Consider the following 21817-nt stretch of genomic DNA (forward strand, 5'->3'; position numbering starts at 1 on the left):
GGCCGACGGCCGGCTACTCGTCCCGGTCGAGCGGTATCTCGTCCCGGGAGACAAGCCGCCCATCGCGGAAGCACAGACGGTACACGCGGTTCGGGAGCGGGCTCTCACCCGCCGCGTAGTACTCGCACGCCGCCCCCGCCGGGACGGGCGGCTCCCGGTCCGGCCGCTGGTACGCCTGCTGGTCGGGCAGCAGCGGGGCGAGATCGGCGCGCAGTTGCCCGACGCGCATCCGCGCGTAGACCTCCTCGTCGAGCGTGGGAGTGCCCTGCACGAAGAAGTAGGCGGACGCGGTGACCACCATCGCCGCGCCGGTGAAGCCGAGCGACTTCAGGAAGCCCCGCCGCATCGTGTGCCGCTGCTGCGCGACCCGTTCCGCGACGGCCGGCTCGGGGGCGGGCACCGGGTGCGCCACATGGTGGGGAAGGCGGGCCTCGACGCGGAAGCCGCCGCCCTCGGCCGGCCCGGCCGCGCAGTCACCGCCGAGGAGCCGGGCCCGTTCCCGGATCGAGGCCAGCCCGCGCCCACTCCCCGCCGCGGGCGCCGCACCCTCCGGCGGCCCATTGACGATCTCCAGCACGATGCTGTCGTCGGTGTGGACGACGGACAGCCGCACCGGCGCACCCGGCGCGTGCTTGGCGGCGTTGGTCAGCGCCTCCTGAGCGATGCGGTGCAGCGCCTGGTCGACGATCGGCGGCAGGCCGGACGGATCCCCCGACCGATCCAGCTCCACCTTCATCCCGGACGCGCGGCACCGCTCGACGAGATCGTCGACGCTCTCGTGCACCGGGTCCACCGGCGAGGGCTCGTCGTCTTCGCGCAGCACGCCGATGATCTCGTGCAGACGCTCCGTGGCCGCCGCCGCGCCGGCACGCAGCTCGGCCGCCTGGGTGCGCTGCGGTTCACTCAGCCCGGCGGCGAACTCCAGCGCGCCGGCCCGGATGGCCAGCAGGCTCAGATCGTGACCGAGCGAGTCGTGCATGTCCTGCGCGATGCGCGCCCGTTCCCGCAGCCGGGTCTGCTCCGCGACCATGGCCTGTTCGCGCTCCAGTTGGGCCGCGCGGTCCCAGCCGGCCTCGTTCAGCGCCAGCCGCTGGTACTGGTAGCGGCCGACGAGCCACGGCAGCACGGCCGTGGTCAGCAGCTCGACCGGCAGGGCGGCCAGCCCGACCAGCGGCTCGGAGCGGAGCACCATGACCCCGACCGGGACGACCGTCACCGCCAGCCACCGCAGCGGGCGCGCGCCTGGGACCGTGTGGCGGCCGATGAGGAAGGCGGCGAGGGCCACGATGCCGTAGAAGCGCTCGTCCCACTGGGCGAGGCCCAGGGTGAGCGCGAGGGCCCCGGGCTGAAACGTGCGGCTCAGCACGGCGGCCGCCGCCGTCGCGCCCACCATCACCGCGACGTACCCACCGGACGGCGGGAACGGCAGGTTGATGGTCAGCATGCCGACCAGGACGAGGCACCACCACATGAGGTCGGCCAGCGGGATCCGGCCGGAAAGACGGCGCCGGTGACCCGTTCCGGCACGATCCGGACGGGAGTCGGCCTCGGCGCGCCGACGGCGCACGGCGCCCCGCAACAGCCCGCTTCCCATGGTCAAGGAATACCACGCACCCCGGATCCGGCCCCGGGCCGAGTGCGGCGGCGCTCGCCCGGCCGGCTACCAGCCGTGGAAGGAGAACGGCTCGCCCTTGAGGTAGTGCGCGATGCCGAGCGCGTTGTACCGCACGATGTTCCCGGGGAGTTGATCGGCACGGTGCCAGCCGATCCCGGCGCACTTGTGCGGCTCGGCGTTGACCGGTTCGCCGTCCCACCGCGCCGTCGCGAAGAACCAGCCGACGCGCGCCTGGCCCTCCGGGTTGCGGAAGTGCATGACGTGGACGGGGCGGAGCACCGCCGGGTCGATGGTGACGCCGACCTCCTCGCGGGCCTCCCGCACCGCGGCGTCGAGGGCGTTCTCGCCGGGATCGACCTTGCCGATGGGGAGGTTGAGGCGCCCGTCGGCATAGCCGGTGCCCAAGCGTTCGGCGAGCAGGACGCGGTCCCCGCGCTCCAGGATGATCATGGCGTCGACGAACGTGTGCGGTGGCATGTCCCGGACCCTAGGGCCTGTATCGAGTTCCCGGTCGGATCAGCCCGCGGCGTCAGACGCGGTGCCCCCCCCAGGCCCTTGGGGGCCTGGGAGGTACCCCCAGCAAGGCACCGGATCGCAGCTCATACCCGGCCGTATTCGCGCGATTCGGCTGGGGGCACCTCCCAGACGGAGTCTGGGGGAGCGGCGAGGTGCCGTGACTGACGTCGCGGGCCCGGGCGGGAACTCGATACAGGCCCTAGCGCCCCGTTGGCGCCGGCCGCGGCCGTCTCCCGCGCGCCGGCAAAGCAGCGGTCGGGCCGTGGACCGGTCGTGGCGGCGGTGGGCGTCCGCCCGTTCCTCCTCGGTCCCGCGCGTCGGGCCAGGTGCGGAATCACCCGGCAGGGCACCGCCGGAGGGATCCGGCGGTGCCCGCGTTCAGCAGCCCGTGCGGGTGGTGCCCACGGCGATGTCGTCGTACCAGAGGGTGTCGGTGCCCTCGCCGTAGCTCTCCCAGCCGAACCGGAGATCGGTCAGGTCGGGGTGCCAGGCGCCCCGGTTCAGCCACTGGGCGTCGATGTCGTGCGTCGGAGTGCCGTCGACGGCCAGCCCCGTGACGCTCGTCCCATTCAGCCACGTCTCCAACAGGCCGCCCGCCGAGTCCAGTTGGAACTCGACGCAGGACCACTCGCCCACCGGCAGCGGCGCGCTGAGCGCCACGCCCGCCGGGCTCTGCGCGGGCAGGGTGGCGTCGTCGGACTCGCGGTTCCACTGGAGGGCGCCGTTCTGGCCGCCCATCCGCAGGTCGCGGGCGCCGTCGGCGGCGTCCTCCATCGCCAGGAACGTCACATGCTGGGTGGGCAGCGCGTCGCTGTGCCGGACCCAGAAGCGCACATAGAGCCCGGAGTCGGTGGCCACATCGTCCAGTTCAGTGCCGACGAAGACGTGGTTGCAGTAGCCCAGACCACCGTTGACTCGGATCGAGGTGGTGCCGGTGTGGGCGACGGAGGTGTCCACGCTCGCGGTGCCCGTGCCAGAGCAGTCGGGGAACTCGGTGGCCCAGCGCCCGGAGGGCGCGGACCCGGTCTGGGTCTCGAAGTCCTCGCAGAAGCCGTCGGTGGTGCACTCGGCGGCGGACGCGGCCGGTTCACCGGCTGGCGCGGCCGACGCCCCGGTGGCCGCGAAGGTCAGCGCCAGGGCGGCCGTGGCCGCGCCGGTGAGACGTGCCGCCGGGGCGAGTCGGGAGGATCGTGTGGGGGGAAACGTCATTGTTGGCTCCTCGTGCGTGCGGCTCATGGGAGCGCTCCCACATGGACAGTAGCCTCAGACCGCGAGCCGGTCCAGAAGTGCGGGCAGGGCTTGGCCGATCGGTTCGCGGATGACCTCGGCGGCGATCGCGTCATAGGGGGTGGGTTCGGCGTTGACGATGATCAGGCGGGCGCCGTGCTCGGCGGCGAGTCCGGCGAGGCCGGCGGCCGGGTGCACCTGGAGGCTGGTGCCGACGGCGATGAAGATCTCGCAGGCCTGGGTGATCGCGACGGCCTCCGCGAGCAGCTCCGGGTCGAGGGGCTGCCCGAACATCACAGTGGCCGCCTTCAGGATGGAGCCGCAGTCCCGGCACGGCGGGTCGTCCTCCCCCGCCGCCACGCGGTCCAGCGCCTCGGCCATCGGGGAGCGCGCGCCGCAGCCGGTGCACACCACCGACCGGGCGCTGCCGTGGAGTTCGAGCACCTTGCGGTCGGGCATGCCGGCGGCCTGGTGCAGCCCGTCGACGTTCTGGGTGAGCACGCGCACCGGCACCCCGGCGCGTTCCAGCCGGACGACGGCCTCGTGGGCGGCGTTCGGCCGGGCCCGGAACGCCGGGCTCTCGGCGCGCATCAGCCAGGACCGGCGGCGGATGTCGGGGTCCTTCATGTAGTAGCCGTAGGTCACCAGCTTCTCGGCGTCCGGGTCGCGCCGCCACAGCCCGGACGGGCCGCGGTAGTCGGGAATGCCGGAGTCCGTGGAGATGCCGGCACCGCTGAGGATGGCCACCAGGGGACGCCCGGAACCCTCGTAAACGCTCATGCGAAAAGCGTATGCTCCGCCGCATGTTCACCACCCGTCCCACGTTGCAGGGCACCTTCGGCATGGTCTCCAGCACGCACTGGCTCGCCTCCCAGTCGGCCATGGCCGTGCTGGAGAACGGCGGCAACGCGTATGACGCCGCCGTGGCGGCGGGTTTCGTGCTGCACGTCGTCGAGCCCCATCTGAACGGCCCGGCCGGGGACGTGCCCATCATCCTGGCGCCGGCCGGCGGCCCGGTGCGGGTGCTGTGCGGGCAGGGCCCCGCCCCGGCGGGCGCGACCATCGACCACTACCGGGGGCTCGGCCTGAAGCTCGTGCCGGGCACCGGCCCGCTGGCCGCCGTCGTGCCGGGCGCGTTCGACGCCTGGCTGACGCTGCTTCGCGACCACGGCACCAAGGAGCTCGCCGAGGTGCTGGACTACGCCATCGGCTACGCCGAGCGCGGCCATCCGGCGGTGGAGCGGGTCGGGCTGACGGTGGAGAGCGTCCGGGAGCTGTTCACGCGCGAGTGGACCTCCTCCGCCGAGGTGTATCTGCCCGGCGGCCGGGCCCCGGCCCCGGGCGAGCTGCTGCGCAACACCCAACTGGCCGCCACCTGGCGGCGATTGCTCAAGGAGGCCGGGGCGGCGGGCGGCGGCCGGGAGACCACCATCGACGCGGCGCGCCGGATCTGGCGGGAGGGGTTCATCGGCGAGGCCATCGCGGCGCACGCCGCCCGGCCGGCGATGGACTCCTCGGGCCGGCGGCACGCCGGGGTGCTGAGCGGCGAGGACCTGGCGGGCTGGTCCGCGTCCTACGAGGAGCCGGTCAGCTTCGAGTGGCGCGGCTGGACGGTGTGCAAGGCGGGGCCGTGGAGCCAGGGGCCGGTGTTTCTTCAGCAACTCGCTCTGCTGGACGGAGGAATCGACGCCGACACCTACGGTACGCCGGAGTATGTGCACGCTCTCGTCGAGGGGAGCAAGCTTGCCATGGCGGACCGGGAGGCGTGGTACGGCGACGCGGCCCCGGTGCCGCTGCCGGACCTGCTGTCGCCGGAGTACAACGCGGCGCGGCGGGCGCTGATCGGCGAGACGGCGTCGGCCGAGTTGCGGCCCGGCTCCCCCGGCGGCCGGGCGCCGCGGCTCGGCGCGCTGGCCGGACGCGCGGGCACGGCGGCGGCGTTCGACGCGATGGGCATATCGGCGGCCGGCGCGGGCGAGCCCACCGTTCAGCGGACCGGCGAGACCAGCGGCGACACCTGCCATCTGGATGTGGTGGACCGCTGGGGGAACATGATCAGCGCGACGCCCAGCGGCGGCTGGCTCCACTCCAGCCCGGTGATCCCGGGGCTGGGGTTCCCCCTCGGCACCCGCCTCCAAATGACCTGGCTGGAGCCGGGGTTGCCGTCGTCGCTGACCCCGGGACGGCGACCGCGCACCACGCTCACCCCGTCGCTGGCGCTGCGCGGCGCGGAGCCGGTGCTGGCGTTCGGCACACCGGGCGGGGACCAGCAGGACCAGTGGCAGTTCCACTTCTTCCTCGCCGCGGCGCTGCGGGCCCCGGTGCGGGGTGGGCTGGATCTCCAGGGCGCGATCGACGCGCCGAACTGGCACCAGGACAGTTTTCCCAGTTCCTTCTACCCGCGCGGCACCAGGCCGGGCAGCGTCACCGTGGAATCCCGGATCGGCGAGGCGACGATTTCGGAATTGCACCGGCGGGGGCACGAGGTGACGGTGGCGGCGCCCTGGACGGAGGGTCGGCTGTGCGCCGTGGCACGGGATCCGGAGACCGGTGTGCTGTCCGCCGCGGCCAATCCGCGGGGGATGCAAGGTTACGCCGTCGGGCGCTGAATCTCGTCCGAATCGACGCTGTTTCGACGGAAGGCAAAGGCCGAAAAAAGCAGCTCGAAAACTGCCTGTGACCCGCCGGTAACAAGGTCTGTAACACGGCTTGGATTCAGTACGGGCATGGCGGATATGCCCTTGGCTCAACACGAACCGGCCCAGCGGGAAATGGCCGCCCGGCTGGCGGCCTTCACGGCGGAGCTGCGGGCGGTCACCAGCGCCCTGGACCCGGAGGACGGCTGGTATGCGGCGTTCGCCCGGCGGAGCGCGGAGGAACTCGGCGCGTGGCTGGCCGGACGGGAGCTGCCGCCGTGGGACGTGGTCGCGGATCTGCTCCAGGACCTCGCCGGATCGCGCGGCCCGGCGGTGGCGGAACAGGCCGGCCTGCGGCTGCGTGCCGGTTACGAGGCGGCGGCGCGGGCGCAGGACGCGCTGCCCGGCAGCCGCGAGTCGCTGACGCGCCGCCTGGGCGAGCTGGACCGGACGGAACGCGCCTGCCGGCTGCGGGAGCGGCAGTTGGCCGCGGCGCTGGACGCCGCCCGGCAGGCGGGCCAACCGGGCGAGGCGGACCGGCTCGGCACGCTGCGGCTGTGGGCCCAGGACGACGAGGAACGGCTGCTGTCCCGGCGGGCCGAGCTACGGGCCCGGCTAGCCCAGCTCGGCCAGCGGGCCACCGCACCGCCCGCCTCCGGCACGGCACAGGCCGGGGAGCCGGCCGCGCGGGAAGCGGCGGCACGGGAGGCGGCGCCGCCGAAGGCCAGGAAGCCGGCGCGCAAGCCGCGCGGCGCGCGGTTCGCCGGCCTGGAGGAGGAGGCGGCCCCGAGCGCCGCACCACCGGCCGTGCCGCTGCCGGAGCCGGCGGCGCCCGAGGCCACGCCGATGCCCAGCGGGTCGCGGTTCGCCGGGGCGCTGCGCGAGGCACCGGCCAAGGCCGGCCGGAAACGACGCGCGACGCCGACGGAGGAGGACCGCGAGGTCGCGCGGCAGACGGCGCGACAGTTGCGGCAGTTGCGCTCCGAGGGGCAGAGCGGGGCCGCGCACATCCTGCTGTGCGCGACGGCCGGCGGCCCACCCGTTCAACTGCCGGTGGTGCTCGCCGAGTTGGAACGGACGGGGCTGGCCTCGGACATGGCCATGCTGCTGTGGGAGGCCGCCTCGCTGCCCCCCGGACCACTCGCCGCCGCGGCGGAGGCGCTGGCCGCGGCGGGGCGGGAACGCGACTGCGGCCAGTTACTGCGGCAGGGCGCCGCACGCCCGGCGCGGGAAGCGGGCACGATCGCGGCCGAGCTGCACGCGGCGGGCCACGTGAGCGAGGCCGTCACCCTGCTGGCGGCGCTCGTACAGGCACGGACCGCCGAGGAGGCCGCCGCGGCGGCGACAAGCGCGCCGGACGTGGTGGTCCCCCTGCTGCTGGACGCGGCCCGCCAGGTCTCGCCCCGCCACCACTACGCCGTCACCAGCGAACTCCGCCGGGCGGGCGTCGCATAGAACGGTGCCCCCGCCCGGAGCGCCGGGAACGTCCGTGTTTCGATGGACGCATGATCGACGAACATCTCGCGGAGCGGGTGGAGGAGGCCGTGCGCAGCGCGGCGGCCGCGGAAATCGTGCCGCGGTGGCGGCGGCTGGCCGACCACGAGGTGTCCGTCAAGGCCGGACCCCACGACCTGGTGACCATCGCCGACCGGGAGGCCGAGCGGCTGCTGACCCGGGAGCTGACGGCACTGCTGCCCGGCTCGGTGGTGGTCGGCGAGGAGAACGTGCACGAAGACCCGGCCAGCTACGCCGCGCTGACGGGCGCGGCCCCGGTGTGGATCGTGGACCCGGTGGACGGCACGCGCCCGTTCGTCCGGGGCGAGCCCGGCTTCTGCACGCTGGTCGCGCTGGCGCACCAGGGCGAGGTCCTGGCCTCCTGGACCTACGCGCCGGCGCACGAGTTGCTGGCGCACGCCCGGCGCGGCGCGGGCGCGTGGCTGAACGGCGAGCCGATCGCGGCCGGTTCACCGGCACCGGACAAGGTGCTGGAAGTGGCGTTCTCGCACCCCGACTACACCACGCGGGAGCAGAAACGGGCACTGGAGGGCCTGCGAACGGCGGGCGTGGCGCCCCGGCCGTGCGGGGCGGCCGGACTGGAGTACCTGGGAGTCGCCACCGGCCGCGTCGACGCCGTCGCCTTCTCCTGGGAACTGGCCTGGGACCACGCGGCCGGCCTGCTGCTGGTCGCCGAGGCGGGCGGGGCGAACCGGACCCTGACGGGCGAACCGTTCCGCATCGCCGGCGGCAACGCCCTGCCGTTCACCGCGGCCCGCGACGCCGCCACGGCGGAACGAATCCTGACCCTGCTGAACGGCGGCACCGCCGGAGCGGCGTAACAAGCGCGACGATCGGCGCGCCGCGCGTCCCCGCCCAGGGACCACCCCAGCGAATGGAAGGGGCCGGATTTCTGAACCGTGCGGATGTGCCCGAGGAACTCGGCGGCCGTCTCCTCCAAGGTGTCCAGCAGATCCTTCTCACCGTTCAGACCGCGCGCCTGCATTCCATGGACCGGATACTCAAGGGGCAGGTGCTTGGCAAAGCCCAGGCAGCACCAACTCAGACCGCTGCTCGGCGGCAGGAAGAAGATCGGCGGCCGCGCACCCGAGGTGTCGCCACCGAGGTCGTCAACGCCGATGTCCTCGCGGCCCAGGACGTCGGCGAAGAGGGCGGCCGTGTCCGGTGCCTCGTCCGTGCCGGGTGCCGGGGTGAGGTAGGCGGTGAGGCGTTTGTCGCCGGGACGGTCCTCGCGGACGATGACGGCGGCCTGCTGCTTCGATTTCGCCGAGCTCGACGCGGACGCCGCGGATCTTGACCTGGTGGTCGGTACGCCGCCGGTGCGGTACATGCGCTCACCCGGGCTGTCGCGGCGATGCAGAGCTCGCCGGGGGTGCCTGGGGGCACGGGTCGCAGCACCGGGTCGAGGAGGTTCGGTCCGGACGATGTGTGGTCGTGGTTCCACTCCTTCGCGTTCGACTTCTCCGTCTGGGAACTTCCTGCGCCTCCTCGCGCGGGAACGCGTCACCGTTCTCAACCAGACACCGTCCGCCTTCTACCAGCTCGGTCAAGCCGACACCCAAGCTGACGAACCAACAGCGGATCTGGACCTGCGCTGGGTCGTCTTCGGCGGCGAGGCGCTGGACCGCACGCGTCTTCAGAACTGGTACAGCCGCCACCCCGACGACAGCCCCGTGCTGGTCAACATGTACGGCATCACGGAGACCACCGTCCTCAACACCTACGAGCCCCTCAACGCCACGCCCGACCTGCCGGCTCCCACGCCCAGCATCATCGGCCGCGGGCTGCCCGGCCTGCGTTCGTACGTTCCCGATCCCCTGCTCCGGCCGGTGCCCGTCGGCGTTTCGGGTGAGCTGTATCCGGCCGGACCGGGGCTGGCGCGCGGGTACCTGGGGCACACGGACCATCAGGTGAAGATCCGGGGCTTCCGCATCGAGCCGGGCGAGATCGAGGCCGCGCTGACCGCGCATCCCGCGGTCGCCCAGGTGGCCGTGATCGTTCGTGAGGACCGTCCGGGGACAGGGTTCTGACCGCTTACCTCGTTCCCGGCCGGGGCGGGCTCGGTGCCGGATGCGGCCGGGCCCGCGGGCGCATCTCCGGGGCACGTTGCCGGACTACATGGTGCCCGCCGCGTTCGTTGTGCTGGATGCGCTGCCGTTGACGGCGAACGGGAAGCTGGACCGCCGTGCGCTGCCGGCGCCCGGTCAGGCCAGCGGTTCGGCCGGGCGGGAGCCCACCACTGAGCGGGAGCGGACTCTGTGTGAGCTCTTTGTCGAGGTGCTGGGGGTGGATCGGGTGAGCGTCGATGACAGTTTCTTCGATCTGGGTGGGCATTCGCTGGTCGCCGCCCGTCTCATTTCACGCATCCGCAGCGTCTTCGATGTCGAGCTGAGCGTTCAGACTCTGTTCGACCACCCGACCGTGGCGGGGCTGGCCGAGCAACTGGCCCTGGCTCCGAAATCGAGCCGTCCGCGGCTTCGTCCGATGCCGAGGCCGAAGGAAGGGGAATGACCTTGGGCCGATGGTGCCTGGCGCCGTCTCGTGGCGGCCGCGCCACCGCGTCGCTCCGTCCGGTGGAAGGAGCCGGTGGCGTCCGGGCGCTGACCGTTCGCCACGCGCGCGGTCCCGGCGGGGGGCCGCGCGGGGGCGGCGTATCCTCGGAGGGCTGGTCGCCGGCGAGGGGAGTGGTACGTGCCGTCGATGCGTGACGCCGTGGTGGTGGGAGCCGGGCCGAACGGGCTGACCGCCGCCGCCGAACTGGCTCGCCGCGGGATGTCCGTCGAGGTGTTCGAGGCGCGGGACACGGTGGGGGGCGGGGCGCGGACCGAGGAGTTGACGCTGCCCGGGTTCCGTCATGATCCGTGTTCCGCGGCGCATCCGATGGGGGCGGGGTCTCCCGCGTTCCGGTCGATGCCGCTGGAGCGGTACGGGCTGACGTGGGTGCATGCCGAGCTGCCGCTGGCGCATCCGTTTCCGGACGGTACCGCGGCGGTGCTGGCGCGGTCGGCCGGTGAGTCGGCGGCGTCGCTGGGGCCGCGTGACGCGGGGACGTACCGGCGGCTGGTGGCGCCGTTTCTGGGCAAGTGGGAGTCGCTGGCCGGGGATTTCCTCAAGGTGCCGTGGGATGGGCTGCCGCGGGATCCGGTGACGTTGGCCCGGTTCGGGCTGACAGGTCTGCAGCCGGTGTCGTGGGTGACGCGCCGGTTCCGGGAGGAGAAGGCGCGGGCGCTGTTCTCGGGGCTGGCGGCACATGTGATCTCGCCGTTGTCGACGCCGGCGACGGGGGCGATCGCGCTGGTCTTCGCGCTGGCGGCGCATGAGGTGGGGTGGCCGATGGCGCGGGGTGGTTCGCAGGCCGTGTCGGACGCGCTGGACGGCTATCTGCGGGACCTCGGCGGGGTGGTGCACACGGGCGTGGAGGTGAAGCGGCTGGATGAGCTGCCGCCCGCGCGCGCCTATGTCTTCGACACCTCGCCGACCGCGCTGGCGCGGATCGCGGGGCTCGGCCGGGCGTTCGACCGTTTTCGGTACGGCGCGGCCGCGTTCAAGATCGACTACGCGCTGGACGGTCCGGTGCCGTGGACGGCGGCGGAGGCGCGGCGGGCCGGGACAGTGCATATCGGGCCCACCAGTCGGGAGATCGGGGCGGCGTTGCGGGCGGCGGTGGGTGGCCGGGCGCCCGAGGCGCCGTTCCTCATCACCAATCAGCCGACGCTGGTGGATCCGGGCCGGGCGCCGGAGGGGAAGCATGTGTTCTACGCGTATGGGCACGCGCCGCATGGTTTCGAGGGTGATCTGACGGAGGCGATCGAGCGGCAGATCGAGCGGTTCGCGCCGGGGTTCCGGGATCGGGTGCTGGCGCGTGCCGTGGCGGGTCCGCCGGAGTTGGCGCGGCGCAACGCGAACTATGTGGGTGGTGACATCGGGTGTGGCGCGTTCACGGGGCTTCAGACGATGTTCCGGCCGCGGCCGGCGCGTGATCCGTATGGGACGGCGCATCCGGCGGTGTTCCTGTGTTCGTCGGCGACCTGGCCGGGGCCGGGGGTGCACGGGATGTCGGGGCACAACGCGGCGAAGGCGGTGTGGCGGCGGTTGCGGCTCGCCCGGTGAGCGGCTGGATGTGACCCATCCGGCGCCCGTCGCCCATGGTCGCGGGCGGTGGGTGCCGGATAGGGTCGCCCCGAGCCGAATGATCACAAAGGGCGGAACATGACCGACACGGGGCGCGTATTGATCGCCGCGGATAAGTTCAAGGGCTCGTTGACGGCCGCCGAGGTCGCCGAGCATGTGGCGGCGGGCATTCGCGCCGTCCGGCCGACGGCCGTCGTTGAGGCGCTGCCGGTCGCCGACGGCGGGGACGGCACGGTGGCGGCGGCCGTGGCGAGCGGCTTCGAGCCGGTGGAGCTGGAGGTGACGGGGCCGCTGGGGCTCCCCGTCCTGGCCACGCTGGCGGGGCGCGAGGAGGTGGCCGTGATCGAGATGGCGCAGGCGTCGGGTCTGGCGCTGCTGCCGCCGTTCACGTTCGCGCCGATGACCGCCACCACCTACGGCACGGGCGAGCTGATCGCGGCGGCGCTGGACGGCGGGGCCACCACGGTGGTGCTGGGCGTGGGCGGCTCGGCGACGACGGATGGCGGCGCGGGCATGCTGGCGGCGCTGGGCGCCCGGCTGCTCGACGCGGACGGCGACCCGCTGCCGTTCGGCGGGGGGCCGCTGCGGGAACTGGCCGAGGTGGACCTGTCCGGGCTGGATTCCCGGCTGAAGGACACCGAGTTCGTGCTGGCCAGCGACGTGGACAACCCGCTCACCGGGCCGCAGGGCGCGGCGGCCGTCTACGGGCCGCAGAAGGGCGCCGATCCGGTGGAGGTCGAGGCGCTGGACGCGGCGCTGACGAACCTGGTGCGGGTGCTCGAACAGACCGTGGGCGCGCGTGCCACCGAGTGCGCCGCCGCGCCGGGCGCGGGCGCGGCGGGCGGCATCGGCTTCGGCGCGCTCCTCGGTCTGAACGCGGTGTTCCGGCCGGGCATCGAGGTGTTGCTGGACGTCCTGGGGTTCGCGTCGGCGCTGGAGCGCGCCGATCTCGTCATCACGGGTGAGGGTTCGCTGGACGAGCAGACGCTGCGTGGCAAGGCCCCGGCCGGGGTGGCGGCCGCGGCCCGGGCGGCGGGCCGCCGGGTGGTGGCGGTCTGCGGCCGGCTGGCCATCGACGAGGACGCGCTGCGCGGCGCGGGCATCGGGAAGGCGTATCCGCTGACGGAGATCGAGCCGGACCCCGAGGTGTGCATCGCGCAGGCGGGCCCGCTGCTGGAGCGGGTCGCCCGCCAACTGGCCGAGGAGCAGTTGCCCCGGCCCTGACGGAGTGGGCCGAACGGGCCTACGCGCGGACGAGCGGCGTGTCGACCAGGTGCTCGGCGACGAACCAGCTCTGCAGCTCGTTGGTGCGGATGACCTCGGAGATGAGCAGGTCGTTCGTGCCGTCGTCGCCCATTTCCTGGGCGCGCGCCGCCGCGTCGTGGCAGTCGGTGAGGATCGCCTCGTGGGCCTCCAGCAGCCGCGACAGCATGGCGGGCACGTGCTCGGCGCCGTTCGGGGCGCGCGGGATGGTGGTGATCTCGGCGACGTGCCGCGGGTCGCCGACCGCGATGCCGCCCAGGGTCTGGACGCGTTCGGCCATCTTGTCGACCAGTTCGAGCTGTTCGTCGGCGTGCTTGTCCATCAGCAGGTGCAGCTGGAAGAACGTCGCGCCGCGCATGAGCCAGTGGTGTTTCTTGTAGAGGCTGTACAGGATCTGGGTGTCCGCGAGGACCTTGTTCAGCCGCTGGCAGGAGTACAGGCGCGTGTCGTGCGTGAGCGACACGGGGAACTGCTTGACGGTGCCGAATTCCTGGATGACCTCGCCCCGCTGGTGCAGCCAGGGCTGGCTGCCGTCCGGGCTGCGTTCCTGGGTGGTCATCTGTGGGCTGGCGTTCATGGCGGCTCCTCGGAGTAGGGCGGCCCCCGCCACAGGGGCCGACGGTGCCCGGCGCGCGCGTCCGCGCGGTGCGCCATAAAAAGTTGATCAGCCTCTCACGGACCCCGCAAACGGAGATCCGGCGCCGGACGCGCGTCCGCGGACGTCGCTCCGGGGGCTCATCGCTGCCGTCGCTCGTGCCAGTGGCGAAAGTAGTCGTGCAACGTTCCGTGGCGGCGGACGAGGCGGCGCTGCCAGGCCACCGCCAGGGTGGGGGCGGCGGCGGTGGCCGTCGCGGCGGCGCCCAGCACCAGGGCGGGCACGGTGAGCCAGCCCATGCGGTCGGCCGCGACCGGGGCGGCGAGGCCGTGGGGGTCGGCGTAGACCTCGACGTGCTCGCCGGGGGTGAGGGCCTCCTTGGGGCCGAACGCCATCCAGCCGAGGTCGCGTTCGGTGACGGCGTCGCGCAGCTCGTAGCGGACGGTGCCGTGCGGCTCGCCCTCCTGGTCCGAGGGGTAACGGACGTTGGCGATCACGGCCCGGGACCGCTCGCCGAACGCGGCCTGGTAGAGCTGCGGGCCCGAGACGCAGATCACCGCGACCGCGAGCAGGAGGGCGCAGGCCGTGCCCGCCAGGAAGCCGACGGCGGCGCCGCCGGTCAGGAAGCGCCAGCGCGGCTGGTCGGCGTAGAGGTAGTGGATGGAGAAGTAGACGCAGGACAGCGCGAGCAGGAGGGTGGGAGGGATCAGCGCCATCAGCACGAACACCCCGCCCTCCAGCGGGTCCCGCACCCAGGCGGCGCCGCCGGCCAGGAGGATGAGCAGCAGGCCGAGGCCCACGAGCAGCGGCCTCGCCGCGCCCGGTTCGGCGTGGCGCATGTCCGTCACCCCTCGCCCAGCAGGTCGTGGGTGATCTCCTCCAGCTTGTCCAACCCGGCCTGGACCGCGGCCAGTTCGGCGCCGAGCGGGGTCAGGTCGAGCCGGCCCTCCAGGGCGGCGTCGCCGGCGGCCCGCAGGGAGACGATGATCGAGCCGCGCTCGGCGGCGGCCTCCAGGCGGAGGGTGGTGGATTCCAGGGTGGCGAGCAGCACGTCGCGCAGTTCGTCGAGCCGTTCGCGGGCGGCGGCGCGTTCGGCGGTGGCGGCGGCGGAGGACTCCTTGGCGGATTTGAGGGCGCCGGGCGGCAGGGCGGCGGCCTCCTTCTCCAGCCGGTGCTGGTCGCGGCGAAGTTCCCGGGAGTCGGCGGTGCCGGCGGAGGCGTCGAGGACGGCCACGGCCCGGGCGCGGCGGCGGAGTTGTTCAGCGGCGGTGCGCGCGTAGGCGGCGGCGTCGGCGAGTTGGGGTTCGGCCGCGCGGTGGGCGGCGAGCCGGTCGGCGGCGGCCGTGGCGCGGGCGAGCCAGCGGCCGGTGTCGCCGGCGGGTGCGGGGGCCGCCGCGCGGGGCGGGGGCGGCGCGGGGGCGGTGATCCGGGTGGCGAGGGCGTTGACCGTCCAGACCAGCAGGGCGATGCCGGCGCCGGTGGGCAGCGCGGTGGTGAGCGCGGCCCCGGCCAGGGCGGCGACGGCGGCGCCGGCGGCGCCCAGCAGAACGGCGGCGGTGATGCCGGGCGGGTCGGTGCCCGCGCGGCGTTGGGTGCTCATGGTGGGCTCCCGGTCAGAAGTTGCTGAGCACGGAGATCATGACGCGGTCGATCGTGGCCGGGTCGCGCGCGTCGTAGGCGGCGGCGCGGGAGGCGGCGGCGATCTCGGCGAGGGTGTCGTAGTCGGCCTCGCCGCTGAAGGCGACGGGGAAGAGACGGACGGAGCGTTCCATCTCGTCGGCGTCGACGTCGCGCAGCAGGGCGTCGAGGTCGTTGTCCGGCGGGTATTCGTTCCTGCCGTCGCTGAGGACCACGATCGCGTTGATGCGGTCGGTGTCGAGGTCGGTGAGCATGTACTCGTGGGCGGCGCGGACCGTGGAGTACAGCGCGGTGCCGCCTTCGGCGTGCAGGCCGTTGATGGCCTCGGTGAGGGCGTCGCGGCCCTCGCCGAGGGGGGTCGGCGCCAGGATCTCGCGGTGGGGTGCCGTGGGGTGGTCCTCGGTCTCGGTGGAGAACGCCCACAGTCCGACCTCGTCGTCGGGGTGGAGGAGGTCAAGTGCCGCGATGGCGGCCTCCTTGGCGGCCTCCAGCCGGCTGCGGCCGTCTCCGGCCGGCTCGTTCATGGAGCCGGAGACGTCGACGACGAGCAGCACGCGGGCGTTCTTGCGCAGTTCGTCCCAGCTCTCCAGGATGCCGGTGAGCATCTGGGGCGAGGGCGGCTCGATGAGCGACAGGGGCCGGTCGGGGTCGGCGCCCAGGGAGGTGGCCAGGTCGGCGCCGAGCCGGCCGTCGAGGGTGCGGAAGCCGAGGTCGGTGAAGCGGCGCTGGCGTTCGTCGTCGAGCAGGAAGTCCTGGAAGTCGGCCGCGGCGGCCCGTTGCCCGGCGTCGGCCGAGGGGAGGACGACGTACGGGTGGTCCAGCATGAGGGTGCCGTCGTCGGGGTGGAGGGCGACGAGCGGCACCTGGGGGCGGGTGCCCTCGCCGATCAGTTCGGGGTCGCCGGTGGGGCTGCCCTGGTTGTAGAGGTGGATGAGCTGCTCCTGGACGACGACGGCGCTGGTGTAGGACATCGCCTGGCCCTCGGCGTCGGCCTCGGCGAGGTTGGCCATGTAGGTCACGGCGTCGTCGGAGTAGTGCAGCACTCCGGCTTCCACGCCCTCGACGAAGGCGCGGGCCTCGGGGTCTTCGAGCTGTTCGGGTCCGAGGTCGCTGGACAGGCCGGTGGCGGCGTAGAACGCGGCGACGGTGGCGGCGAGTCCGGAGGTGGAGGTGTGCGGGTTGTCCTTGCCGAGGGTGAAGCGGCCCCACTCGGGGTGGCCGAGGGAGCCCCAGCCGCGCGGGTCCTGGGTCAGGGACAGCACGTCGGACCAGCCGATGGCGGCGTCGGGCCAGCCCAGGGCCTCGGCCATGGGGCGCGGCATGGCGATGGCGAGGGGGCTGGCCGTGATGGACGCGGGCTCCGCGTCGGTCAGCACGGTGCGGTCGGCGGCGGTGGCCCGTTCCCGCAGCAGATCGAGCCAGAGAGTGGAGGTCGGAATCCACACCTGCGGCTCGGGCGCCTTCTCGCGGTCCTCGTCCCAGCCGTCGGCCAGTGCCTCCATGGCGACGCCCGAGGTGGTCTTGGCGACGGACACCTCGGCGCAGGTGTCGTCGGGGCCGAACGCGCGGTCGGCGTCGTTGTACTCCTCGGCGAGCTCGGCGAGGAGATCGCCTTTCTCCGTGGAGGAGTTGACGGCCAGCTCGACGCAGTCGCCCCGTCCGGGGCCGCCGGTCCGGACGACGAGGAAGGTGACCAGGATCGCCGCCAGCCCGGCCGAGACGGCGAGTATCAGCGGCAGCCGGCTCCGGCGGCCGGCAGATATGTACATCCCCATGCGACACCCCCACAACGTCCGAGGTTGCTCCCCCACTGTGTCCCCTCAGCACCTTAGGGGATTGTTCAACAATCGTCGAGAGGGCAGACGGGAGCAATTACCGGGCGCGGAAGGCGAGTTGAACGGAGGTGGCGCGAGTGACGTCAGGGCTCGGTGGTGGACACCACGTAGACCCGGGGCCGCTCCTCACGGGTGAGGTCCACCGTGATGGCGACCTCGGGCTCCATCGACGACTGGTGGACGACCGTGCCCGCGAAGACCCGCTCGGGGTCGTCGAAGCGCCAGCCGACCACGTCCGCCTGCTCGGTGCCGATGGTGACGGCGTCCTCGGACAGCGCGGAACGGTCGGTGCCCAGCTCCTCCAGGAACGCGCTGAGCTGGCGCGGCGAGCAGCGGAACTCCACGAACAGGGAGCTGCGTTCCCACGCGTTGGTCTCGTAGAAGCCCACATACGCCGAGCCGGGCGGGATCGGCACGTCGTAGATGCGGCGCTGGACCTTGCTGGGCCACTCGTAGATCAGGGCGCGCGCGGAGGCGGCCCGGGCCTTGTCCTCGCCGCTGTCCCGGCTCTGGTAGGCGGAGAGCACCAGGTACCCGGCGGGGATCGCGATGAGCAGCACCACGACGACGGCCACCAGCCAGCGGTGGCGCGGGCGTCGCGGGGGCCGCCCGGGGGCGTCGGCGGCCGGGGAGGTGGTCGTGGTCGTCATGGTCTGGCCGCCCGTCCCCGCGGCGGCAGCCGCAGCTCGAATCCGGTGCGATGCGCGCGCTCGGCCCGGCGCCGGTTGGCGCGGCGGAAGCGGCGCGCGACCAGGCGGGCCAGGTCGGCGGCGCCGACCATGCCGGCGTCGGTGCCGAGCTCGGCCCGGACGATGTCGGCCTCCGGGCGGTAGCCGCGGCCGGTGAGCTGGCGGCGGAACGCGTCCCGGGCGGGGCCGATCAGCAGGTCCTCGGCCTCGCTGACGCCGCCGCCGATGACGAAACGGGCCGGGTCGAGGGCCGCGGCGAGGTTGGCGATGCCGATGCCGAGCCAGCGGCCGATGTCCTCCAGCAGCTCCACGCACATCGGGTCGCCGCCGCGGGCCAGTTCGGTGATCAGCGGCCCGGTGATGTCGCCGATCTGCCCGCCGACCCGGTCCAGGATGTGATGGGCGACGGGCGAGTCCGCCGCGGCCAGCTCGCGGGCCTCGCGGACCAGGGCGTTGCCCGAGCTGTACTGCTCCCAGCAGCCGCGGTTCCCGCAGGGGCAGCGGTGCCCGCCGGGGACCACCTGCATGTGGCCGAACTCGCCGGCCACGCCGTAGGCGCCGCGCTTGACCCGGCCGGCCTCCAGTATCGCGCCGCCGATTCCGGTGCCCAGCGTGATCATCACCAGGTGGTCGGCGCCCCGGCCCGCGCCGAACCGCCACTCGCCCCAGGCCGCGGTGTTCGCGTCGTTGTCCACCATGATGGGCACGACCAGCCGGGCGGCCAGCGCGTCGCGCAGCGGCTCGTTGCGCCAGGCGAGGTGCGGGGCGAACAGCACGCGGGAGCGGTCGGCGTCCACCCAGCCGGCGGCGCCGATGCCGACGGCGTGCACGTCGTGCCGGTCGGACAGGTCGAGCACCAGCTCGGTGATGGTGTCCTCGACGACCTTGGGGCTCTTGGACTTGTCGGGCGTCTCGGTGCGCACCCGCTCCAGGACCGTGCCGTCCGCGTCCACGACGCCGGCCATCACCTTGGTCCCCCCGATGTCGATGCCGACGGTGGGGACCCGGGGGGCCGACAGATGTGAGCGACGCTCCCGGGTGGCGATGGCACGCAGAACGGATGCCCGTGCCGTCTGGCGACGCGTGCGCTCACGGTAGGTACTCATCGGCTCGATTGTGCCCTACGCCGGGGACCGCCGGGCGGCCACCCGGGGAGTGGCCGGATCCGGGGCGGACGCCCCCTGGGCCCCGGCCGCCCCGGCCGTCGGGGCGTTGAACATGCCAGGCGGCTCATGGATCATGCCGGGGGCGGCCCGGAGCGCCCGGCCGGCGGTGCCCGTGGCGAAGGGCCCGGGGCGGTGCCGCCGGAAACGAGGGCCGGGACTACGCGAACGTCAATGGCGCGGTTCGCCGGGTGACGGCGGTCGGGAGCAGCGCGGGAACGCGCCGCGGGCCCGGCCGCTCGTACGTCGTTGGGAGAAGCGTTGAAACGTCCGACCATGCAGGACATCGCCCGGCGGGCCGGGGTCACCAAGGCCGCCGTGTCCTTCGCGCTCAACGGCAGGCCCGGGGTCTCCGAGCCGACGCGGCGACGGATCCTGGCGATCGCGGACGAGCTGGGCTGGCAGCCCAGCAGCGCGGCCCGCGCGCTGTCCGACGGGCGGGCCGGCTCGTTCGGCCTGGTGGTCCACCGGCCGGTGCCAACCCTCGGCCTGGAGCCGTTCTTCATGCAACTGCTCTCCGGCATTCAGGCTGAAATCGCCCGGGACACCACGCCGTTGCTGCTCACGATGGTGGAGGACCAGGCCGCCGAGCTGGCGCTCTACCGCAGTTGGTGGGCGCGCCGCCTGGTGGACGGGGTCTTCGTGATGGACCTGCGGGTGGCCGACGCCCGGGTGCCGGTGCTGACCGAGCTGGGCATGCCGGCGGTGGTGATCGGCGGCCCGCAGGGCACCGGCGGGCTGCCGGCCGTGTGGAGCGACGAGACGGCGGCGGTGGTGATGGCGGTGACCCATCTGGCCGCGCTCGGTCACCGCCGCGTGGCGCGGGTGTCGGGGCCGGGCCGGCTGCGGCACACCTCGGTGCGGACCGCCGCGTTCGAGCTGATCAGCGGCGAACTCGGCCTGGAGGGCCGCACGGTGGAGGCGGACTACAGCGGCGAGCAGGGCGCGGCGGCGACCCGGGAGCTGCTGACCGGCGAGCGGCGGCCCACCGCGCTGATCTACGACAACGATGTGATGGCCGTGTCCGGGCTGACCGCGGCGCAGGGCCTGGGGCTCGCGGTGCCGGCGGACGTGTCGATCGTGGCCTGGGACGACTCCGCGCTGTGCGAGCTGGTGAACCCGCCGCTGACCGCGCTGAGCCGGGACATCATCGCCTATGGCCGCCGCGCGGCGCGGCGGCTGCGGCAGGCCGCGGGCGGCGGCCCGGTCGGTGATGTCCAGGACGCCGCCCCGTCGTTGACGCTGCGCGGCTCGACGGGGCCGGCGCCGGGCGACGTCTTGACGCTGCGCCGGTAGAACGGTTTCACTGCCGACATAAGCGGTCCGCCCGCGGTTCGATTCCAGGGAGATCGATGCAGCGCCCGTGCATCCGGACGTTCGGCCGCGCTCCCGGCACCCTCCCGGCCGGGGCGCGGCCGGACTTCTCCGCCGTGCCGCGCGCGCTGCCGCGCCGGGCGGGGACCGGCGGGGGTGGCTGAGCGATTCGCGACGACGAGTACACCGGGCTGACCGCCACCACGATCGCCGCGGCGGTCCGCGCGCGCGAACTGTCCGCCGCCGAGGTGACGGCGGCGGCGCTGCGGCTGATCGACCGGCTGGACGACCGGGTGCGGGCGTTCACCGTGGCCTGGCGCACCTACGCCACCGCGCGCGCCCGCGCGGTCGACCAGGCCGTGCGGCGCGGCGAACGGCTGCCGCTGGCCGGGGTGCCGATCGCGGTCAAGGCCACCGAGGGGCGCACCTCGGAGCAGAGCAGGCGGCTGCTGAGCGCGGGCTGTGTCCCGGTGGGCGCCGGTGCCACGCCGGGGCCCGGCACCTCGTGGCAGACGTGGGGCGCCACCGACCGCGGTCCGACGCGCAATCCCTGGCTGCCCGACCGCTCCCCCGGCGGCTCCTCGGCCGGTTCGGCCGCCGCCGTGGCCGCCGGGATGGTGCCGCTGGCCACCGGCAGCGACGGCGCGGGCTCGGTGCGCATCCCGGCGGCGTGGTGCGGGGTGATCGGGCTGAAGCCGACCAACGGCCGTCTGCCGGCGCGCGATCGGGCCGGGCTGAACGTGGGCGGTCCGCTCGCGCGGCACGCCCAGGACGCGGCGGCCTATCTGGACGCGGTGGCGCACACGGACACCGTCGCCCGGCTGGCCCGCCCGGGGCGGCGGCCCCGGGTGATCTGGTCGCCGACGCTCGGCTTCGCCGACACCGACCCGGAGGTCACGAAGGTCGCCGAGAGCGCGCTGTCGGAGCTGATCGAGCGGCACCCGCTGACGCCGGTGGACCGGCCGGTGCGGCTGAACGACCCGGCTCCGGCGTGGTCCGCGCTGCGCGCGCCGGGACCGCCGCGCCCCGGCCTGCGAGCGCTCAACGACGCGCTGCTGGCCGACGTGTTCGCCGCCACCGACCTGATCGCCACCCCGACGACGCCGCATCCGCCGCATGGCCACCAGGGGCCGGGCGAGCGGATGAACACGGCACTGACCTGGGCGTTCAACCTGAGCGGCCACCCGGCGATCAGCCTCCCGGCCGGCCACACCCCGGCCGGGGAGCCGGTGGGCCTGCACCTGGTCGCCCGGCACGGCCGGGAGTCCCTGCTCCTGACCCTGGCCCGCGCGACCCCGGCTCCCATGGCTCCCGCGCTGCCGTCGCTCTGAACTACGCCCCGGCGGTCTCCTCGTCCAGCCACGACAGGTAGGCGGCGCTGCCGTGCGTGATCGGGGTGGCGATGATCTCGGGGGTGTCGTAGTCGTGGGCGCCCCTGATGTACTGCTCAAGGTCCGCGTACCGGGCGGCGGTTGTCTTGTACGCCACGCGCCACTCCTGATCGGTCCGCACCGCCCCCTCCCACCGGTAGACACTGGTGACCGGTCCGTCGATCTGCGCGCAGGCCGCGACCCGTGCCTCAACGGCACCACGCGCCAGGGCCCGCGCCTTCTCGGCACTGTCGGTCGTCGTGAGCACGGTCAGGTAATCGGCCACGGAGATCTCCTTCGGTACCCGCTG

Annotated in this window: 19 protein-coding genes and 2 pseudogenes; 9 read left to right on the forward strand and 12 right to left on the reverse strand. The window is 74.0% G+C overall.

The features are described from left to right. Positions 1-13: 13 nt before the first annotated feature. From RM590_RS15515 to RM590_RS15530, 4 genes are all read right to left on the reverse strand, one after another. A complete protein-coding gene (locus RM590_RS15515) occupies positions 14-1594 on the reverse strand; it encodes a sensor histidine kinase (RefSeq protein ID WP_311705150.1) in 1581 nt (526 codons plus the stop codon). A gap of 66 nt (positions 1595-1660) precedes the next feature. Then, positions 1661-2092, reverse strand: coding sequence for an NUDIX hydrolase (locus RM590_RS15520; RefSeq protein WP_311705151.1), 432 nt, complete (start codon positions 2090-2092; stop codon positions 1661-1663). Between the two features lie 417 nt (positions 2093-2509). After that, positions 2510-3340: a hydrolase gene (locus RM590_RS15525; protein WP_311705152.1), complete on the reverse strand. Its 831-nt coding sequence runs from the start codon at positions 3338-3340 to the stop codon at positions 2510-2512. 54 nt (positions 3341-3394) lie between these two features. Beyond that, positions 3395-4138: an SIR2 family NAD-dependent protein deacylase gene (locus RM590_RS15530; RefSeq protein WP_311705153.1), complete on the reverse strand. Its 744-nt coding sequence runs from the start codon at positions 4136-4138 to the stop codon at positions 3395-3397. A 23-nt stretch (positions 4139-4161) separates the two neighbouring features. Between RM590_RS15530 and RM590_RS15535 the strand changes: the two genes are divergently transcribed. The 3 genes from RM590_RS15535 to RM590_RS15545 all read left to right on the forward strand — a co-directional run bounded on the left by RM590_RS15535 (position 4162) and on the right by RM590_RS15545 (position 8330). After that, on the forward strand, positions 4162-5967 hold the full coding sequence (locus RM590_RS15535; protein WP_311705154.1) for a gamma-glutamyltransferase family protein: 1806 nt from the start codon (positions 4162-4164) through the stop codon (positions 5965-5967). A 117-nt stretch (positions 5968-6084) separates the two neighbouring features. Beyond that, positions 6085-7449 carry a hypothetical protein gene (locus tag RM590_RS15540; RefSeq protein ID WP_311705155.1) on the forward strand — a complete coding sequence of 455 codons (1365 nt, stop codon included), beginning with the start codon at positions 6085-6087 and terminating at the stop codon, positions 7447-7449. A gap of 50 nt (positions 7450-7499) precedes the next feature. Then, complete coding sequence (locus RM590_RS15545; protein WP_311705156.1) at positions 7500-8330, forward strand: inositol monophosphatase family protein; 831 nt, start codon at positions 7500-7502, stop codon at positions 8328-8330. 89 nt (positions 8331-8419) lie between these two features. Here the strand turns inward: RM590_RS15545 and RM590_RS36240 are convergent. Beyond that, a pseudogene (locus RM590_RS36240) lies at positions 8420-8822 on the reverse strand (hypothetical protein); the annotation flags it as partial. A gap of 98 nt (positions 8823-8920) precedes the next feature. On the opposite strand from RM590_RS36240, the pseudogene RM590_RS15555 reads away from it, so the two are divergent. From RM590_RS15555 to RM590_RS15565, 3 genes and pseudogenes are all read left to right on the forward strand, one after another. Beyond that, positions 8921-9957 (forward strand): annotated as a pseudogene (locus RM590_RS15555) (non-ribosomal peptide synthetase); the annotation flags it as partial. A 243-nt stretch (positions 9958-10200) separates the two neighbouring features. Then, positions 10201-11619: a phytoene desaturase family protein gene (locus RM590_RS15560; protein ID WP_311705158.1), complete on the forward strand. Its 1419-nt coding sequence runs from the start codon at positions 10201-10203 to the stop codon at positions 11617-11619. Positions 11620-11718: 99 nt separating this feature from the next. Beyond that, positions 11719-12864 carry a glycerate kinase gene (locus RM590_RS15565; RefSeq protein ID WP_311705159.1) on the forward strand — a complete coding sequence of 382 codons (1146 nt, stop codon included), beginning with the start codon at positions 11719-11721 and terminating at the stop codon, positions 12862-12864. Between the two features lie 19 nt (positions 12865-12883). On the opposite strand, the gene RM590_RS15570 is transcribed toward RM590_RS15565, so the two are convergent. The 6 genes from RM590_RS15570 to RM590_RS15595 form a co-directional block, all read right to left on the reverse strand. After that, positions 12884-13480, reverse strand: coding sequence for a Dps family protein (locus RM590_RS15570; protein WP_394813868.1), 597 nt, complete (start codon positions 13478-13480; stop codon positions 12884-12886). Positions 13481-13638: 158 nt separating this feature from the next. Then, positions 13639-14337, reverse strand: coding sequence for a hypothetical protein (locus RM590_RS15575; protein WP_311705160.1), 699 nt, complete (start codon positions 14335-14337; stop codon positions 13639-13641). 5 nt (positions 14338-14342) lie between these two features. Beyond that, positions 14343-15098: a hypothetical protein gene (locus RM590_RS15580; RefSeq protein ID WP_311705161.1), complete on the reverse strand. Its 756-nt coding sequence runs from the start codon at positions 15096-15098 to the stop codon at positions 14343-14345. Positions 15099-15111: 13 nt separating this feature from the next. Next, entirely contained in the window at positions 15112-16905 is a 1794-nt protein-coding gene (locus RM590_RS15585; RefSeq protein ID WP_311705162.1) for a vWA domain-containing protein, read from the reverse strand. Between the two features lie 149 nt (positions 16906-17054). After that, a complete protein-coding gene (locus RM590_RS15590; protein ID WP_311705163.1) occupies positions 17055-17621 on the reverse strand; it encodes a hypothetical protein in 567 nt (188 codons plus the stop codon). Then, on the reverse strand, positions 17618-18766 hold the full coding sequence (locus RM590_RS15595; protein ID WP_311705164.1) for an ROK family glucokinase: 1149 nt from the start codon (positions 18764-18766) through the stop codon (positions 17618-17620). Before RM590_RS15595 ends, RM590_RS15590 begins: the two co-directional genes overlap by 4 nt. A 333-nt stretch (positions 18767-19099) precedes the next feature. On the opposite strand from RM590_RS15595, the gene RM590_RS15600 reads away from it, so the two are divergent. The 3 genes from RM590_RS15600 to RM590_RS15610 all read left to right on the forward strand — a co-directional run bounded on the left by RM590_RS15600 (position 19100) and on the right by RM590_RS15610 (position 21468). Further along, a complete protein-coding gene (locus RM590_RS15600; RefSeq protein ID WP_311705165.1) occupies positions 19100-20119 on the forward strand; it encodes a LacI family DNA-binding transcriptional regulator in 1020 nt (339 codons plus the stop codon). A 56-nt stretch (positions 20120-20175) separates the two neighbouring features. Beyond that, entirely contained in the window at positions 20176-20301 is a 126-nt protein-coding gene (locus tag RM590_RS15605) for a hypothetical protein (RefSeq protein ID WP_311705166.1), read from the forward strand. Positions 20302-20385: 84 nt separating this feature from the next. Continuing rightward, positions 20386-21468: an amidase gene (locus tag RM590_RS15610; RefSeq protein ID WP_311705167.1), complete on the forward strand. Its 1083-nt coding sequence runs from the start codon at positions 20386-20388 to the stop codon at positions 21466-21468. A 1-nt stretch (position 21469) separates the two neighbouring features. Here RM590_RS15610 and cutA read toward each other — a convergent pair whose 3' ends face one another. Continuing rightward, positions 21470-21793 carry a divalent-cation tolerance protein CutA gene (gene cutA / locus RM590_RS15615; protein ID WP_311705168.1) on the reverse strand — a complete coding sequence of 108 codons (324 nt, stop codon included), beginning with the start codon at positions 21791-21793 and terminating at the stop codon, positions 21470-21472. Positions 21794-21817 lie beyond the last annotated feature (24 nt).

The sequence above is a fragment of the Streptomyces litchfieldiae genome, assembly GCF_031845365.1.
Lineage (GTDB): Bacteria > Actinomycetota > Actinomycetes > Streptomycetales > Streptomycetaceae > Streptomyces > Streptomyces litchfieldiae.

Excerpts from the sequence above, each read along its gene's own strand:
- RM590_RS15515 (WP_311705150.1), bottom strand. The coding sequence starts at position 1,594 with ATGGGAAGCGGGCTGTTGCGGGGCGCCGTGCGCCGTCGGCGCGCCGAG.
- RM590_RS15520 (WP_311705151.1), bottom strand. The coding sequence starts at position 2,092 with ATGCCACCGCACACGTTCGTCGACGCCATGATCATCCTGGAGCGCGGG.
- RM590_RS15525 (WP_311705152.1), bottom strand. The coding sequence starts at position 3,340 with ATGACGTTTCCCCCCACACGATCCTCCCGACTCGCCCCGGCGGCACGT.
- RM590_RS15530 (WP_311705153.1), bottom strand. The coding sequence starts at position 4,138 with ATGAGCGTTTACGAGGGTTCCGGGCGTCCCCTGGTGGCCATCCTCAGC.
- RM590_RS15535 (WP_311705154.1), top strand. The coding sequence starts at position 4,162 with ATGTTCACCACCCGTCCCACGTTGCAGGGCACCTTCGGCATGGTCTCC.
- RM590_RS15540 (WP_311705155.1), top strand. The coding sequence starts at position 6,085 with ATGGCGGATATGCCCTTGGCTCAACACGAACCGGCCCAGCGGGAAATG.
- RM590_RS15545 (WP_311705156.1), top strand. The coding sequence starts at position 7,500 with ATGATCGACGAACATCTCGCGGAGCGGGTGGAGGAGGCCGTGCGCAGC.
- RM590_RS15565 (WP_311705159.1), top strand. The coding sequence starts at position 11,719 with ATGACCGACACGGGGCGCGTATTGATCGCCGCGGATAAGTTCAAGGGC.
- RM590_RS15570 (WP_394813868.1), bottom strand. The coding sequence starts at position 13,480 with ATGAACGCCAGCCCACAGATGACCACCCAGGAACGCAGCCCGGACGGC.
- RM590_RS15575 (WP_311705160.1), bottom strand. The coding sequence starts at position 14,337 with ATGCGCCACGCCGAACCGGGCGCGGCGAGGCCGCTGCTCGTGGGCCTC.
- RM590_RS15580 (WP_311705161.1), bottom strand. The coding sequence starts at position 15,098 with ATGAGCACCCAACGCCGCGCGGGCACCGACCCGCCCGGCATCACCGCC.
- RM590_RS15585 (WP_311705162.1), bottom strand. The coding sequence starts at position 16,905 with ATGTACATATCTGCCGGCCGCCGGAGCCGGCTGCCGCTGATACTCGCC.
- RM590_RS15590 (WP_311705163.1), bottom strand. The coding sequence starts at position 17,621 with ATGACGACCACGACCACCTCCCCGGCCGCCGACGCCCCCGGGCGGCCC.
- RM590_RS15595 (WP_311705164.1), bottom strand. The coding sequence starts at position 18,766 with ATGAGTACCTACCGTGAGCGCACGCGTCGCCAGACGGCACGGGCATCC.
- RM590_RS15600 (WP_311705165.1), top strand. The coding sequence starts at position 19,100 with ATGCAGGACATCGCCCGGCGGGCCGGGGTCACCAAGGCCGCCGTGTCC.
- RM590_RS15605 (WP_311705166.1), top strand. The coding sequence starts at position 20,176 with ATGCAGCGCCCGTGCATCCGGACGTTCGGCCGCGCTCCCGGCACCCTC.